This is a genomic window from Pseudoalteromonas luteoviolacea CPMOR-1 (assembly GCF_001625685.1).
Classification (GTDB): domain Bacteria; phylum Pseudomonadota; class Gammaproteobacteria; order Enterobacterales; family Alteromonadaceae; genus Pseudoalteromonas; species Pseudoalteromonas luteoviolacea_K.
This window is the reverse complement of sequence record NZ_AUYC01000062.1, coordinates 193,324-210,177: the sequence shown is the minus strand read 5'-3', so window position 1 is coordinate 210,177 and position 16,854 is coordinate 193,324. Positions and strand designations below refer to the sequence as shown.

The following is a 16,854-nucleotide window of genomic DNA, read 5'->3' as shown; positions in this document are numbered from 1 at the left end:
ATATCTCATGTTAAACATGAAATAAAAGCCTATATTTTAAACTAGGAACCCACTATGACCTTAGAGTCAAAATCAATTCAATTTAGAAAAGCCACACTGAGCGATAAAGCCGCTTTGTTATCTTTAGAACAAGCTGTTGTCAATGCAGAGCGACCATATAACAGCCAAATTAAGACCGATGCACATTACTATGATTTAGATAACCTGCTTCAAAGTGAGCAAGCCTGTGTGCAAGTCGCTGAGTGTAATGGTGACATCATCGCCACAGGTTATGTACAAATTCGTCCCTCTAAACAATCTCTAGAACATACGCACCATGGGTATTTAGGGTTTATGTTCGTCAACCCAGAATTTCGCGGGCAAGGTATAAACCAAGATATTATGCAATTATTGATCGATTGGGCAGAGTCAAAAGGGATTTATGACTTTTATTTAGATGTGTACAACGACAATCAAGCTGCTATTAATGCCTACCAAAAGCTTGGGTTTAAACCGTCACTGTTAGAAATGAAAGTAAATACTCAAAATTGAACTGATATTAGGGGTACACCTATTCGATTTTGGAATACCTAACAAAGTGTACATTTAACTCCCTATGTACCGAGTAATTCTCATTCCATGCCTACCCTTAAAATAATTTTTTCGTCTACACTGAAATTAATCTGCGGCTCATAAGGTCTTTTGTAGCAAGTCGTCCGGAGCGCAATAAGTTAGCTTTTTTTGTATCGCGCGAATTTGCAAAAAAAGTCAATAAATCGAGCGCTGGGGTGGTGCTTTTCCTAAATAAAATACAGCCCACTCTGGTTAGCTCTACATTTTGGCAAAACCAAAACACGAGGAAACGACAATGAAAGCATTAACAGGCGCCGCAATGGCAGTAATGGTAGCAGGTCTGGTTGGTTGTAACGCAACAGACTCAAGCCAATCGAGCACCGCCAGCGCAACAGCAAGCTCAGGCGGTGCTAAAACTGACTTAGTGCATTGCTATGATGTGAATATTTGTGGTGGTCACAACGACTGTAAAACAGCAAGTAATGCGTGCGCAGGTCAGGCATCTTGCAAAGGAAGCGGGTTTGTTGGTATGCCAGCAAAAGCCTGCGCAGATGTAGGTGGTAAACAAAAAGATAGTTGGGTAGGTAGCGTAGCTAAAGCCGATTTAGTCCACTGCCATGATGTAAACATATGCGGTGGTCACAACGACTGTAAAACTGCAAACAACGCCTGTGCTGCACAAGCATCTTGCAAAGGCACTGGTTTTGTAAACATGCCAGCAAAAGCATGTAAAGATATCGGCGGCAAAGTCGGTAGTTAATCAGTATCATTGGAGCCCACAAAATAGTGGGCTCTAAATTTAAATAAAGCTGTGAGAATAGATTGAAATACTCCCCCCCTTCTTTTGCTGGCTTTGGCTTAGGTTTAAGAACTTGTTATTTTGAAGAGATTTTAACCACAGAGCCCAATGTAGACTGGTTTGAAATTATCTCTGAGAATTATTTTGTCTCAGGTGGCAAACCATGGCATTACTTATCTCAAATTAAAGAACGTTACCCAATCGTAATGCATGGCGTTTCTATGTCGATAGGGAGTACAACAGAGGTCAATTTTGACTACCTCAGAAAATTAAAACAGACCATTGAGCGTGTGCAACCATTATGGATATCTGATCACCTCTGCTTTTCTTCACTCGGTGACTTCAATAGCCATGATCTACTACCGATGCCTTATACAGAGGAGTCTCTTGATCATTTATGCAAAAGACTATTAATCGTACAAGACTTCCTAGAACGGCCTTTAATTCTAGAGAATGTATCGAGCTACCTGACTTACCAAGCATCAGAAATGAGTGAATGGGATTTTCTGACTGAGCTACACAAACGCACACAATGCCAGTTTTTGCTAGACATCAATAATGTCTACGTCAGTGCTCGAAATCATCAATTTGATCCGAGTGAATTTTTAAACGCAATGCCCACCTCTTCGATCGCGCAAATCCATTTGGCAGGACACAGTGATTTTGGCACACATATCATCGATACGCATGATCAACCTATTTGCAACGAGGTTTGGCAATTGTTTGCAGATTTTGCGCAGACACATCCCCCCGTCAATACGATGATAGAGCGGGACGATAACTTTCCAGCATTTAAAGAGATAATGAGTGAGCTTGAGCAGGCCAGATCCCTCGCCCCCACGTCTTGGAGTATGCATGAGTACGCTTAAACGACTACAACATGACTTTGTCGCTATGTTACAAGGAAAAAACGCGGATTTTGCGCAACACATAGCACAGCAGAAAGGCTTATCTTGTGAGCAGCGCAGTGAAATTTATCAAAACGCCTACCAAATAAGATTAAAAAAAGTACTCGAACAAGATCATGAAATGCTGGGGCTTTATTTGGGAGATGAGTTATTTGACTCTATGGTCGATACCTATTTATCGGCTTACCCATCAAAATCTGCTTCATTAAGGGAATTTGGTGAACGGCTACCACAACTTCTTCGCGAGCAACCTCCTTTTAAAGAGCATGGGATTTTATCCGAGATGGCCCAGTTTGAGCGATTGTTACTACACGCGTTTGATGCTGCGGATGGCCCTGTCTTAGAGTTGACTGACCTGCAATCTATTGAGCAAGCTTCATGGCCCAACATTATTTTAAAACTACATGACAGCGTGCACTTACTTACTTGCCAATTTTCTGCAGTTGAAAGTTGGCAGGCTTTAAAAAATGATTCCTCCCCGCCTCCCCCTGAATTACATACCCATCGCCACTGGCTCATTGCTCGAGCCCCTGATAAGCGTACTGGTTTCTACCCTATTTCCGAATGTCATTTTCAATGCTTAACAAGCATTAAACAGGGTTTACCATTTGGCTTTGTGTGCGAAGCAGCGGCGGGTGTCACTGGGGACCAACAGCAAGGCACAATTGAAGTCATGCAATTACTTCAGCAAGGTATCGAACTAGGCTGGTTTTTAAAAACTTCTGTGGCGTAAAACATAGGTGAGCTGATGAAAGTGAGACAGCGATTACAGCTATATCAAATAAGTGTCATATTTAGCATGTTGTTTGCTTTGGTCGGATTCAGCTATAACATATGGCGACTAGAAGCATCTGAGCACAATAATAACGTCAGACTGGCCTGCTTTGAAGTACTCAAAGAACTCGCTGCATTAGAACAATTGGTTTATATCGCTCATTATGACAACGATATGCAAACAGCTAGCCCACGTAAAGGTTGGGTAAAAGTAGGGCTTATCAAAGATTTCAGCTACTTAACTAATCACAGCGTACAGTCCAGTGCAACCACGCTTCATGATACTTGGGCTCAAAATTGGGAAAGCATCTCAAACGACAGTGGCTCTGTTGAGTTGATAGTAAAAAACATAGACAAGGTGAGAAGCGACATAAAGCAGCTTCTCAACTCCTTAAAATAACACGGGTTGCGTTCTGTCCATTGGTTCAAATCACGCCAAACGTCTAACCCGCCTAGTCATACGTTATTTTATCGCTTTGCACTTGGCATACATTTCTATGTTATACGCTTTGGCATACTCATATCTTTCAAAGCGTTGTTGCTTATCTTGCTCCGACTTGAGTACATCTCCTGCACCGGATAAATACTTAACGCCACATTTTGCCTTGAGCGTCGAAAACGACATTTTTTCTAGGCCAGGAAAAATGGGCCTTCTACCCGTAGTTGCAAAGAGCCTGTAGTCTTTATCTTTCAATGCTAATGCAACAGCTTCAGAGACCTCTGTGGTATTGTCATTCACAGGAGAGTCCGTTTGACGCTGAACATAATCATTTGCACACCCAGTAGTTAAGCAACATAGTAAACAAAAGCCCATTAAAACTTTCAAACGACCCTCCTTATGTGCACTCTTAATAAACTCAATGCTAACATCATCCAGATCAAATACGACATGATGCCTGATGAACCGCTGTCATTACTAGCAGGTACTGACACCGTGATAGTGACCTGTGCACTAGACTCCGCCCCGCTTGTATCTCTTACCACATAAGTGAGTTGCTCACTGCCGGAAAAGTTTGCCGCTGGGGTGTAAGCAAGTTGATTATTAGACACAATTACGCTGCCCGTTCCCTGATAGCTCACCGTACCAATCACCAAACTATCACCATCAATATCCGAATCGTTTGCCAATACGTTGAGCAAATTTGATTGGCTGTTGGTATTGACGTTAAAAGAGTCACTTTGTCCGACCGGTGCGTCATTTACTGCAGTCACAGTAATAGATGCGTTAAATGGATCGCTCGTCAGTGTGGCTCTAGTCGCCGTAATAGGCACAGTCAGGGTGCCATTGAAGTTTTCCGAAGGTGTCACAGTTAAACCATTAACCGTGTAGTTTTCGCCACCAGCAACCGTGAGCGACTCTGCATTAAACCCACCTTGATACTTAAAGTTAGAAATGGTCAAAGTGATGCTGCCATCTTCTGCTACAACTAAAGCTTCTTGCTCGGTAATATTGGGTGCTACAGGCTCAGTACTGCCTTGAATTTGCAAATTACCAGCATTGACCGCAAAAAATACATTGTTACTACACATCACTTTCAACTTACCATTTGCTGAACTGGCCAAATTAGCCAGCGTAACATCATGCTGCCCATCATTTGGCACATTATCTGCAACTAATGTGGGGAAAGACTCCCCCCCATCGAGTGACAATAAAATATCAACGGAAGTGCATGAAACTGGCGCATTTTCAGTATCTGCGGTTTGCCAGCGAACAGTATGCGTTCCTAAAGTCCACAGCGTCCCACTGGTTGGCTCTGTCACAGCGAACCCCTGTTGGTTACCCACCACGGTGATCGTCACAGAGTCGTCCGCGATATTGCCATTGCCATCTCTTACTAATAATTTAAAGGTCAAGTCTCTACTGGTCGTTGGCAACGCTTCACCATAACTGACTTGACCAGACATGACATCTGATATTTGCGGAAAAGTACGCGTAGCATCAGATGACGGATTGAATACTCTGAATAATGGGCCGTCACCACTATCTGTGGCATCTTCTTGTGGGCTATTGGTTGCACTCCCCAAATCGCTTTGCTGCCAACTGTAGGTCAATGTATCTCCATCGGCATCTGTTGCACTCCCAGTCAGCTTGAATGGTGTTCTGGCGGGGATTGTAAAATTATTTCCAGCATCTACAACTGGAGCTTGATTAGTCTTAGCAGTTCTCACCCCGCAAGCACTGCCGCCAGCTTGTCTCGTGAATGCAGCCATTTGCTCTAAAGAATGAACGTGAAAGTAAGGGTCTGAGTTGGCTTGTAAATTTTGAGTTTCACAAATCCCCGTATACCCCATAATCGTAGAACCACTACCCGGTTCGAATGCCGCTGTACTCACTCTGTTTCCGTCACATGCTCCCACTAACCCATTGAATGTATGATCTGCCCCAAGTTGATGACCGATTTCATGTGCAACATAATCGATAGAAAAAGCGTCATTGATAGGCTGAGGGTTGCCTGTTACCCCTTCCGCTTTGGCAGTCGTACATGCAACACCAAATCCGGCCAGCCCACCTGCACCCGTACCAACTAAGTGACCGATATCATAACCAGAACTCCCGATCACAGGATCAATCGCGTCCGCAATTTTATCAATGTCGGAATCATCATTGGAAAAAGGGTCCGTCGAAGCGTTTAGAAAAATTAAGTCATCATTGTTTGCCACCAGTTCAAACGTAGTCGATAAGTCCCTCATATAAACTTGGTTTACTCGATTAACTAATGTCACTAAGGCAGCCATGACACTGTCTTTGGTGCCACCATGAAACTCTGAATACTCGCCAGTTGTAACAATAGCAAGGCGATATTTGACATCATTCGTGAGCGGCGTGCTAAAGCTTGGGAAGTCAGTGTTTCGAGCCTGATGGCCTAACAAGTCATGCTTAATCGGCTGGCGTAAAATGTAATCAGACTTCGTATAAGAGTCAGCAATGGCATGCTTATAGTAAACTCGGTATAGCGCTTTTTTTTCATTGCCATAGCCTGTCACTGGCTCTACAAATACGCGTTGTCCAAGTAAATCATAAACCCCATAAAAACCATTTGGTGAAATATCAAATGTACCTGAAATGGACGGATCACTCACATGCTTTCCAAGATACGTTTTAATTTTTGGATACCTCTCAGCTAAAGACTTTGGCATCACCGAATAGGGCGTTAACTCAAACATCATTAACTCACCGCTGGGTGTTGGCAGCGCCAAGCGTAATTCACCATCACCGGCGAACATCTCTGCCATTTTTTCGGTATCTAAATACGTTTTATTTAGTCCTTCTTGCGACTCGCTCTGACCTTTTAATTGATAGTCAGACCACAAATTTATTTCACTTCTCACACTAAATGAAAGTAACAATGCAGAGCAAAAAATCAGAAGATATTTCACCATAAGTCATTCCAAGTTCTGTATGTTATTAACTACAGCATAGTCTTTGATATTTTGATTGCGTGATAATCGAACAACTTTTTATCCTTTGTTATTCACTCACGCGCTTAACAAACAAACCTATATGTAAGAGATTACCCACGCAGACTGTAAGCGATGTGTGCCAATGGGTGTAATTACGCTCAATTACTCATCAGACCTCTTGAAAGGATGGAATAAAGGCTCTAGAGTGACGTGGTCAAATTTGCAAAAGGAAAGGCAATGATATTTTTAGTTCGTTTTATTACCTGCATAGCGATGACAACGCTATCATTTATTTATTTAATAGAGATGGATTTTGTTAAAACAATTTTATTGGCTTTGCTCGCCATCATTTCCAACCCAGGTGTCAAACGCACACCACCAGAGTTCGATAACGGAAAGCGTCTTTTTGACAAATATTTGGTAGACAAGCCCAAGAAGTCACGCAATACGCTTAAACCGTGGTAAATAATAAAATGGATACTTGATACATCGTAACTCAAGGGCCTACATACCGGCTGTTATGCTCCGCTAAAGCCCGTCGTACCCGTTCAATCAGTTCTTTATCTGTATTTAGGTTAAACGCCATACACGCACGTCTATCCGAGTTGTTACGGACTTCTAAAACAGGCACTACGGTTTCATAAGCAACACCTATTGACTTAAGGGTTGCGTGCATGGTGTATTCTGTCGTCAATAGGAAGTCTATTCTTCCAGCCAACAGCTTTCTTTGTGAAGCACTCGGGTCTGCGGTAATATCTAAATTCACACCTGCTTCAAACCCTTGCTTTGTTAAAAACTCATGTACTACGCTACCTCGGACAATAGATATCACATATTTTTTTGCGTCTTCGAGGGTCGCAACTTTTATGTCATTCCGATTTCTTAATCTAAACAGATACTGTCGAACAGGCCGCATTAGCGGACATGCCCATTCGAACAAGTGCTCGCGATCACCGCTTCGGTAGATCGAATAGATCATGGTATTGGCTTGCGTTTGCGTTAATTTCATTGAACGCGCCCACGGGTAGAGCTTTATGTCATACTCAATACCTGCGAGCTCAAGTACTTCTCGAACTTTCTCGGTAGCCCTACCAACAATTTCCCCTTGCTGATCGGCATAATTATACGGAACCCATTCTTCGGTCACGACCTGAAGTTTAGGTACGTCCGCAATAGCTTGACCACTACTAATGCAGCATAATAGCACTAGTAAAAGTGCCCCAATGTTTACCACACCACCCCTCCAACTCAGTTTGTCAGAACAAATGATAATGCTTATATCGCATAATTATAATTGAGTGCAGCTTAAAGAATAGACGTTAAAAAGTAATGATAAAAATAAAATGAGCAAATACTTGCCATACTTAGCAACTCCGAGAGTCATCTATCTCAGAGCGCCAAAGCTATGGATAATTATCTGAAAAAGACCACTTTTTTGATCTTGCCATCTTCAATTTGATAACTCGTAACAAACTCAGAACGTTTATCAACAACACCGTCTTCTTTTGTACAAATTTCAGATGTCTCATGATCAATGACAATGTTACCATTTGTAATTCTTTTGATGGATGTTGATTTCATACACTGCATTTTTTCAAACATCAAACCATAACGCTTAATCAGCTTCTTTTTGCCTTTAAACATCAGCGTCTGTGGGTACATATAAAACTCAACATCTTCGGCGTATAAAGCTAAGAACTGACGTATATTCTGCTTGTTATACGCTAGTATTAACTTATCAATGACCGCTTCCGCTGCTTTTTCTTGTTCTGATTTTTGTAAATTATATTCACGCGCTTTATCTTCAAATGCAGGGTTCGCATATACACCTAAAGAACCAACACAAAACACCAACAAAAAAATAAACCTCATACTTCCCCCTATTTGGTACGGGCAAGTAAAGTATATCAAGTTTAGTTTGCGTAATACAGCCTAGGTTCAGGTTACCAGTATTGCTCAACGGTGATATGTCCGGGTTCCATTCTACGATGTTTCTTGAACCCCAGTTGCTGTAACAATAAGGTTGTATCCTTCACCATGTCTGGGTTACCACATAACATAAAGTGGCTGTCCGTTGGCAGTGCGTTTAATTGACAATAATTTAATAACTGACCATTTTTCAAGATGTCTGTCACCCTGCCACCCAAGCCGACTTCTGGCTTTTCTCTACTTACAAGAGGGACGTATGTGAATTGCTCAAATAGTTTTTCTGTGGCACGAATTTGCTCCTGATAACACAGATCAGTGTTCAACCTCACTCCATGCACTAAAACAACGCGACTAAACTGTTTCCAAAGTTTACCATCACTCAAAATAGACAAATAAGGTCCGATGGCCGTCCCTGTAGACAGCATCCAGAGCGTATCAGCTTTGGGCAATTCCTCTAACGTGAAATAACCAGAAGGCTTACTATATACCCAGACATTATCCCCTTCTTTAAGTTGCGCAAGGGGGTGTGAAAGCGCGCCATCATGCACCTCAATCACATAAAACTCTAATAGCGGATCGGAAGGTGCATTGACAAATGAATAGGCTCTCGCAATACGCTTTCCATCCACATCCAATGCTAATTTAGTAAATTGCCCCGCAGTAAAATGTTGTATATCTGCCGCAATTTTCAAACTAAACAAACTTGGCGTCCACCAGTTTACTTCAACTACTTTTCCTATTACCCAATTTGTCATGGCTGCACCACAATAAATGCATATACTAAAACAATGGCATAGAATGAAAACTTGTCAAAGATCTTGGCACCATGGCTTAGCCAAACTCGATGATAAAGCAGTATTCACTAAACTGCTTTTTTGCTTTTCTGGCATCAAAAATTCAGCATTGAGAGAGTGAAGTAGTTTACTTACAGGTTCGGTGTAGCCCTCTTTAAGTAAACGCGCAACGTGGGTTTTCGTATAATTTACAGTATCGTCTGCAACAATATTGGACTTAACACTGTCATACATCAAATCTAACCAGTGTAAATATAGCTGGTCGCTTTGTGGAAGATAGGCCTCGTATGCTGGAGTCAGCTTTCTCCTATACTTTTCATATACTTCAGCACGCCTCGCGATTAAAGCAGCGCCTAAGAGATTGACAGTAACCCTAGCCGCATTACGATGGTGTTGATCTTTGAGGTAATGCTGTCTTGCTGCGATAAAATAACTAATGGCCTCTTTGGATTTATCTAAAACAATCGCAGTATTGCCTTTTACAACCAGTAAGCCCGCTTTTCTTCTCCCACTTAAAATGGCTTCATCAATACTTTGAAGTATCTGAAAACTGATAGCGGGTTGACTATTCATGCGATATGCAATGGACAGATTCACTTTGGAGGTCATTTTTTCGACATTATTTCGAGCATGCTTCAGTGCGCATTTATAAGTAACTACAGCATCATCAAACTGACCATTGACCCTGTACGACACCCCGATGACATTGACGATGGTAAAGAGAAAGTGCTGACTATATGGTGTCAGCCTTGTGTCTGACAGCAAGCGCACAATATCTTCAACTAACTTAATATCACCAATATTACTCGCAGCGGCTAAAGCGCTGCTGTAGATAGACACGGTTTGCTCAGAACTTTGCCCAAGCAACTTGGCTTGGTTTTCCTTGAAGAAAGCCACAGCTTGGTCTGGGTAGTTTAAAGCAAGATATTTAACTCGCTCAGACTCTGACGAAAACGTTTTCTCGTTTTTCTCCACAGCAAATACACTACCGTAACTCAGCAAATGCAGTCCAAACAGGCAAATTAAATACTTCATCAAAGTCGTCATATCACTTTATTGAGTTAACCATAGTACATCAATGTATTTATAGAAACAGTAGCAACACGGTAAAAAGTTTGTATCACCGCCAATTACGGTGACCCACACCAATGATCGACTAACCTTGCTTTCAGTCTGGTTTTGTTAGTTTTAGTTTGCGCTTCCAACGAAACAAGATGTGTTGCACCAAAGCGGTCTAAAATCATTTTTACTGGTGTGATATAACCACCAGCTAGTAATTTAGGCGCCAAATTTAATGTGATGCGCTCTACCTCTGGTGAGATTTTTTTCTTTTCCACACTGCCATATAGTGTATCCAACCAAAGTAGATAGGCAGACTCATTATCTGTCAAATGGCTGTCGGATTTTGCATCCAATGTTTTACGAAACTTACCGAATAGCGTCCTTTGCTGATCAACCAAAGCTGCCCCGAGCAAGTTCACCGTTACTCTAGCCGCATTACGGTGGTGGTTCGCATTGATATAGTGCTTTCTCGCCATTATGTAATGCGCAATTGCAGCGTCTACTTCATGCAATGCCATCGCGGTATTCCCCTTAACAACCAAAATGCCAGCCAACCTTCGTTCACTCAAGATTGACTCATCAATACTTTGCAATATTTGGTAGCTCAATGGCCTTGGCTGGATAATTTAATGAGAGGTATTCAATGCGCTCAGACTCTGTCGCAAAAGTGCCTGGCATGTTTTTCATTAGCAAAGGCAATACCATAGCTCAGTAAGAGTAGGCCAAACAAATATTTAAAATACTTCATCAACACCATCAACTCATTTGCCTTAGTTGATACTAGTACATCAATGCGTTTTTACAAACAGTCCTTAGCAATCACGCATGTTGTAAAATTATTTCTCCTCATTACACCAACCATGAGCAAGCTTATCGTTTATTTTCGTTACCACATTTGTTGTAGATGGGTCATGTGAGACAAATTGCTGCGCTTTCATTTTTTTAGCAAACTTTCAACTGGTGCTTGAAACCCTGCTTCAATAAACACAGCAAAGTTATTTGACGTATGAGTAACTACCAATTCAGATATTTGATTGTCTTGGATACTCAGATAAATTAAGTCTAACCATTTTAAATAAATAAGTTCATTTTCTGTTAGATAAGCACTCGACTGCGGATCAAGCTTTTTCCGGCTTGCATCGAATAATTCATAGCGTTCATCTAATAGTGCAGCCCCCAGCAGATGGACAATCACTCTCATCGCATTTCTATGATGACCTCCGTTTATGTACTGTACCCGAGCAGCTTTATATGCTCGAATCGCCGACTCAAACTCGCCTAACACCATCGCTGTGTTTCCTTTCTCAACAAGTACTCCAGCAGCTCTCCTACCATTAAGGATCGCTTCATCGATGGTCTGTAAAATTTGGTAGCTCAGGGCTGGTTGATTATACATACGATACGTAATCGCTAAATTGACCTTGGATATCATTTTCTCCATTTGGCTATGTGTGTAATTCAACGCGCATTTATGGGTTTTTATTGCTTGTTCATATTGCATGTTCATAGCATAAGAGACACCAATCACATTGATCACAGTAAAAAGGTAAGACTTTCTGAAAGGGGCAAGCCTCTCGTCAGCTATCAAGCCAATGAGCTCTTCGATAAGTTCGATGTTCTGCGCATTACTGGCTGCAATCAGTGCACTCGTATATGCCGACATCGTTTCTTCATTGCTTCTTAACAGGTACTGAGTCGCATTTTGTTTATACAGCTCAATGGCCTTAGCAGGATAATTTAAGGAGAGAACTTTGATTTTTTCCGAGTCAGACTCGTATTCATAGTTTACAGAGTCAATCGCCACGACATTATGTATTGCCAAACACAAAATAACAGCGACTAATACGCCAATGTATTTCATTTAAATTTATCAAAGTTATGAGGCTAAACAAAAATATAGTGCATAACTCAATATTTAGACATTAAATTGACCCACTGCCACTTTCTATCAGGGTGTGAGAAATGATGAAATTACCCGCCGCTACTTCGTATCATAAATTGTGGAGTCTTGTTCCTACCTCATAGCACTGCTGCTAACAGTAGGGACACTATTTCCTATAACTCAACAGCTTACGCATGCACTGGAAAAAAAAGAAACGTGCTCGCCGTATCTACTCACATAGCCATTGTTAAATTGCTCATTATAGGAAGTTTAAAGTGACTTAATATTGGTAAGTTAAGATTTATAAAAATAAAAAAAAGCCGCACTAGGTGCGGCTTTTTGGGTGTGATTCGCTTTGTTTTAGGCGTGTCTCCAAAACTCTGCGATTACGTTACCAAGGAACTGTTCAAATAGCGCACCGTGTGCGCTACTTTAAATTAAATTGATTCTAGAGCAATCTTAACCATTTCGTTGAACGTGCTTTGACGCTCTTCTGGTGGCGTTGCTTCACCAGTAATGACGTGGTCACTGACTGTGAATAAAGCCATTGCTTTTGCACCGTATTCAGCAGCAACACCGTAAAGGCCAGCAGTTTCCATATCAACAGCCAGAACACCCAACTTATCTAGTTCAGGGTAAAAGCTGCTGTCAGCCTGATAAAAAGTGTCTGTGGTATAAACATTACCTACTTTCGCCTCAATACCTAGGCGACGTGCTGCATTAACACCATTCTCAAGTAGGCCGAAGTCGGCGATAGCAGCAAAATCAAAGCCACGTACACGAGCACGGTTTACATTAGAGTCTGTGCTTGCACCTTGTGCAAAAATCACATCACGGATTTTTGTATCCTGATTGATACCGCCACAAGTACCGATACGAATTAAGTTTTTAACACCAAAGCTTACAATCAGCTCACGTGCGTAAATTGACATCGATGGGATACCCATACCAGAACCCATGATGCTCACTGGCTTACCATTATATGTACCAGTAAATCCAAACATGTTGCGAACGTCTGTCACTTGGCGAGCATCTTCTAAGAAGTTCTCAGCAATATACTTAGCACGTAGTGGATCACCTGGCATTAATACCGTTTCAGCAAAATCACCTGGGTTTGCATTAATATGCGGAGTACTCATAACATGTTTCCTTTAACTTAAGCTGTAACCAACTTGTCGGCAAAGCCGTCACCATATTCTAATTCTTCTAGGTTAAACCACTGGGCAAGTGTTTGACCTATATCTGCGAAGCTGTTTCTTTCACCTAATGGAGTATTATTCATTCCATTTCGGTATGCCAATACTGGCACGTATTCTCTTGTGTGATCGGTACCCGGAGCAGTCGGGTCGCAACCGTGATCCGCCGTGATAAATAGTACATCGTCATCTTTCAGCTTACCTAAAATTGTCGGTAAGTAAGCATCAAACTCAGCCAACGCTTCAGCGTATCCGACTGCGTTGCGACGGTGGCCAAACTTTTCATCAAAATCCACTAAATTAGTGAAAATCAGACTGTTATCTGGTGCTGAATCAATCACTTCACTGGTTTTGTTCAATAAATTCATCAAACCAGGGGCTTTGTGTTTTTGGGTGATCCCTTGGTGCGCGTAAATGTCTGCAATTTTACCAATACTGATCACCTCACCACCGTTATTAGCCAACTTGTCTAAAACAGTTGGCGCCGGTGGTAAAACAGAATAATCTCTGCGATTACCTGTACGAATAAAGTCGGCACTCGAAGTGCCTATAAACGGCCGCGCAATCACTCGTCCTATGTTCATTTCATCAAGCAGTGCCCGTGCGATTTCACATACTTGATAAAGCTTTTCAAGGCCAAATGACTGCTCATGAGCGGCTATTTGAAATACGCTATCAACTGAGGTGTAACAAATAGGCATGCCAGTTTTGACGTGCTCTTCACCTAGTTGCTCTAGAATCACTGTGCCTGAACCATAACAATTCCCTAAAATTCCCGGGATGTCCGCTCTTTTACACAACTCATCAATAAATTCTTGCGGGAAACAAGGCTGTGTGTTTGGAAAGTAGCCCCAGTCAAATAAAACCGGTACTCCCGCCATTTCCCAGTGCCCTGATGGTGTATCTTTGCCACTAGATAACTCTTTGGCATAACCCCATGCAGCTACTGGCTCAATGCGCTCAGCAACTTCACATGTTTTCCCACCAGCGGCTTCACATGCATCTACTAAGCCTAATTTAGTTAAATTAGGGATAGATAATGCGTTACCTTTTTCCTCTTTATATGCCTGCAAAAGATGAGCGAGCGTGTTGGCACCTACATCACCAAACTTTTCAGCATCTGGTGCTGCACCAACGCCAAGACTATCCGCCATTAATATAATTGCTCTTGCCATATATCACCTCTCATCTTTTGTCTGGGCCATATTTTGTTTTTATAAAGCATCTTTGCTCCCAGAGGTCGTTACTTTATTGATAGCTAAATATATCGTACAGGACATTAGTCCGCTGTCACAAAACCATAATATATCTTCTCAGTACCTATTTTAAATAAATAAAAAATCTGGTTATACCAGCGGACATAAGTCCTGTTTTGAATGGGGCAAAACATTTAAATTTGATCCTTAAGCGAGGCAAAAGAGATTAATCGTGTCTTTTTTGCTATTGTGATCTTCCAACGTCAACAATAGCTGGGTGTGAACTTTAGTGACACGAACAATTATAGCCATAGCTGGCGCTTCTGCGTCCGGTAAGTCTCTTTTTAGTCAAACAATATATAACGAATTAGTAAATGAACTTGAATCAGGTGCTATCGCCGTTATAGAAGAAGACGCTTACTATAAAGATCAATCGCATTTGCCATTTGAGCATAGAACTCAAACAAATTATGACCATCCGGATGCGTTTGAGCATGCGTTGATGAAAGAGCATCTTGAACAATTACGTCAAGGTAAATCTGTACAAGTCCCGACTTATGATTATGCTCAACACACGCGCAGTAGTGAGACACGCACAGTAAATCCGGCAAAAATATTAATTGTCGAAGGGATTTTACTGTTAAGCGACCCAGCATTAATAGAAGAATTTGATATAAAGGTATTTATTGATACCCCGCTTGATATTTGCTTATTACGCCGTATGCAGCGTGATATCGAGCACAGAGGCAGAAGTATTTCTTCTGTTGTTGAGCAGTATCAAGCAACGGTTAGACCGATGTTTTATCAGTTTATCGAACCATCGAAGCACAATGCCGACTTGGTCGTGACCCGTGGCGGTATGAATCGCGTTGCGATTGATATTATTAAAAGTAAAATAAAATATTTGCTGCAAGAATAAAACGGGAACATTTTGGCATGACAACAATAATGAGCCTAGTAGGCATGATGATGCTACTAGGTATTGCTTTCGCGGCTTCAACGAACCGCAGCGCAATAAACAAACGAACTGTAGGTATCGCATTTTTAATGCAAGTCGTCATTGGCGGCTTTGTACTCTTTATAGAAGCTGGTAAAAACGCGTTGGCCGCTATGTCGTCAGCAGTTTCTTCGGTAATTGGCTATGCCAATGATGGAATTAGCTTCTTATTTGGTCCTTTGGCTGCACAAGAGTCAATTGGATTTGTATTTGCAATTCAGGTTTTGCCTGTCATTGTATTTTTCTCGGCGTTGGTCGGTGTTTTATACCACCTCGGGATTATGGAATGGATAATTAAAATTTTAGGTGGCGGATTACAAAAGCTGCTTAAAACATCACGACCTGAGTCGCTTTCTGCTACCGCGAATATTTTCGTTGGACAAACAGAAGCACCTCTTATTGTGAAGCCGTTCATTCCTAAAATGACGCAATCAGAGTTATTTGCGGTTATGGTTGGTGGTCTTGCAACTGTTGCAGGCTCAGTCATGGCGGGCTATGTTGCCATTGGTGTCGATTTAAAATATTTAATCGCAGCAAGCTTTATGGCAGCACCAGGTGGTTTCTTAATGGCCAAAATGATTGTGCCAGAGACAGAAAAAACCAAAGAAAACTTAGCTGAAGTAGACAGTGGTGAAGAAAAGCCAGTTAATGTCATCGATGCAGCGGCTGCAGGCGCTTCAAGCGGCATGCACTTAGCACTTAACGTAGGTGCTATGCTACTGGCCTTCGTCGCATTAATCGCGCTGATGAACGGTTTACTGGGCGGAATTGGCAGCTGGTTTAATCACCCAGAGCTGACATTACAAGAAATTTTAGGCTATGTCTTTGCACCAGTAGCTTGGATGATTGGTGTACCTTGGGCAGAAGCTGTAACGGCAGGTAGCTTTATCGGCCAAAAATTAGTAGTTAACGAATTCGTTGCCTACTTGGACTTTATGAATTATCGCGATGGGTTATCTGAACACACCCAAGCAATTGTCACATTTGCGTTATGTGGATTTGCTAACCTATCGTCGATTGCAATTTTACTAGGCGGACTAGGTGGTATGGCCCCCAGTCGCAGAAAGGATATCGCACGCTTAGGGCTCAGGGCGGTTTTAGCAGGGTCAATGGCTAACCTAATGAGCGCAGCAATAGCAGGTTTTTTCCTCTCGCTAGCTTAGAAACTTAACGAGATATGCCGCTTTTGCAAAACAATTGGTGGGTTACCTTAAGGGGTTAGGGTAACCATACTAACTTGAACGATACTTCCCAAAGGGCCTTTATGGCCCTTTTATCGTTTCTAATACCACATAAATATCAGTCACTATCTCATCTAACTTTTCAATTAAAATCACTGCTTTTATCAACAGCGTACATCAGT

Annotated in this window: 18 protein-coding genes; 8 read left to right on the top strand and 10 right to left on the bottom strand. The window is 41.8% G+C overall.

The window, feature by feature from the left end; genetic code table 11:
- The first annotated feature begins 54 nt into the window (after window positions 1-54).
- From N473_RS21795 to N473_RS21775, 5 genes are all read left to right on the top strand, one after another.
- Complete coding sequence (locus N473_RS21795; RefSeq protein WP_231099621.1) at window positions 55-531, top strand: GNAT family N-acetyltransferase; 477 nt, start codon at window positions 55-57, stop codon at window positions 529-531.
- Between the two features lie 316 nt (window positions 532-847).
- On the top strand, window positions 848-1,312 hold the full coding sequence (locus tag N473_RS21790; RefSeq protein WP_039610714.1) for a hypothetical protein: 465 nt from the start codon (window positions 848-850) through the stop codon (window positions 1,310-1,312).
- A 62-nt stretch (window positions 1,313-1,374) separates the two neighbouring features.
- Window positions 1,375-2,220, top strand: coding sequence for a DUF692 domain-containing protein (locus N473_RS21785; RefSeq protein WP_063369759.1), 846 nt, complete (start codon window positions 1,375-1,377; stop codon window positions 2,218-2,220).
- Window positions 2,207-2,992, top strand: coding sequence for a DNA-binding domain-containing protein (locus N473_RS21780; RefSeq protein WP_063369758.1), 786 nt, complete (start codon window positions 2,207-2,209; stop codon window positions 2,990-2,992). The genes N473_RS21785 and N473_RS21780 overlap by 14 nt, the downstream gene beginning before the upstream one ends.
- 15 nt (window positions 2,993-3,007) lie before the next feature.
- Entirely contained in the window at window positions 3,008-3,433 is a 426-nt protein-coding gene (locus tag N473_RS21775) for a hypothetical protein (RefSeq protein ID WP_063369757.1), read from the top strand.
- 63 nt (window positions 3,434-3,496) lie between these two features.
- Here N473_RS21775 and N473_RS21770 read toward each other — a convergent pair whose 3' ends face one another.
- Together N473_RS21770 and N473_RS21765 are read right to left on the bottom strand one after the other, a co-directional pair.
- On the bottom strand, window positions 3,497-3,859 hold the full coding sequence (locus N473_RS21770; RefSeq protein ID WP_063369756.1) for a hypothetical protein: 363 nt from the start codon (window positions 3,857-3,859) through the stop codon (window positions 3,497-3,499).
- On the bottom strand, window positions 3,856-6,414 hold the full coding sequence (locus N473_RS21765; RefSeq protein ID WP_063369755.1) for a reprolysin-like metallopeptidase: 2,559 nt from the start codon (window positions 6,412-6,414) through the stop codon (window positions 3,856-3,858). The genes N473_RS21770 and N473_RS21765 overlap by 4 nt, the downstream gene beginning before the upstream one ends.
- A 258-nt stretch (window positions 6,415-6,672) precedes the next feature.
- On the opposite strand from N473_RS21765, the gene N473_RS21760 reads away from it, so the two are divergent.
- A complete protein-coding gene (locus N473_RS21760; protein ID WP_063369754.1) occupies window positions 6,673-6,900 on the top strand; it encodes a hypothetical protein in 228 nt (75 codons plus the stop codon).
- Window positions 6,901-6,931: 31 nt separating this feature from the next.
- Here N473_RS21760 and N473_RS21755 read toward each other — a convergent pair whose 3' ends face one another.
- From N473_RS21755 to N473_RS21720, 8 genes are all read right to left on the bottom strand, one after another.
- Window positions 6,932-7,669 (bottom strand): substrate-binding periplasmic protein, encoded by a 738-nt coding sequence (locus N473_RS21755; RefSeq protein ID WP_063369753.1) that lies wholly within the window; start codon window positions 7,667-7,669, stop codon window positions 6,932-6,934.
- Between the two features lie 179 nt (window positions 7,670-7,848).
- Window positions 7,849-8,307: a nuclear transport factor 2 family protein gene (locus N473_RS21750; RefSeq protein ID WP_063369752.1), complete on the bottom strand. Its 459-nt coding sequence runs from the start codon at window positions 8,305-8,307 to the stop codon at window positions 7,849-7,851.
- A 71-nt stretch (window positions 8,308-8,378) separates the two neighbouring features.
- A complete protein-coding gene (locus N473_RS21745) occupies window positions 8,379-9,119 on the bottom strand; it encodes a ferredoxin--NADP reductase (protein ID WP_063369751.1) in 741 nt (246 codons plus the stop codon).
- Between the two features lie 54 nt (window positions 9,120-9,173).
- A complete protein-coding gene (locus N473_RS21740) occupies window positions 9,174-10,193 on the bottom strand; it encodes a hypothetical protein (protein WP_063369750.1) in 1,020 nt (339 codons plus the stop codon).
- A gap of 95 nt (window positions 10,194-10,288) precedes the next feature.
- A complete protein-coding gene (locus N473_RS21735) occupies window positions 10,289-10,789 on the bottom strand; it encodes a hypothetical protein (protein ID WP_155735695.1) in 501 nt (166 codons plus the stop codon).
- Window positions 10,790-11,154: 365 nt separating this feature from the next.
- On the bottom strand, window positions 11,155-12,081 hold the full coding sequence (locus N473_RS21730) for a hypothetical protein (protein WP_063369748.1): 927 nt from the start codon (window positions 12,079-12,081) through the stop codon (window positions 11,155-11,157).
- 458 nt (window positions 12,082-12,539) lie between these two features.
- The gene (deoD, locus tag N473_RS21725) at window positions 12,540-13,241 is read right to left on the bottom strand and encodes a purine-nucleoside phosphorylase (RefSeq protein ID WP_039610704.1); all 702 of its coding nucleotides are present in this window, start codon (window positions 13,239-13,241) and stop codon (window positions 12,540-12,542) included.
- Between the two features lie 17 nt (window positions 13,242-13,258).
- Window positions 13,259-14,473: a phosphopentomutase gene (locus N473_RS21720; RefSeq protein ID WP_039610703.1), complete on the bottom strand. Its 1,215-nt coding sequence runs from the start codon at window positions 14,471-14,473 to the stop codon at window positions 13,259-13,261.
- Window positions 14,474-14,783: 310 nt separating this feature from the next.
- Here N473_RS21720 and udk point away from each other — a divergent pair, with 310 nt between their 5' ends.
- Window positions 14,784-15,413, top strand: a complete 630-nt coding sequence (udk, locus tag N473_RS21715) for a uridine kinase (protein ID WP_039610702.1) — start codon at window positions 14,784-14,786, stop codon at window positions 15,411-15,413.
- A gap of 17 nt (window positions 15,414-15,430) precedes the next feature.
- Complete coding sequence (locus N473_RS21710) at window positions 15,431-16,654, top strand: NupC/NupG family nucleoside CNT transporter (protein WP_046354077.1); 1,224 nt, start codon at window positions 15,431-15,433, stop codon at window positions 16,652-16,654.
- The last annotated feature ends 200 nt before the right edge of the window (window positions 16,655-16,854 follow it).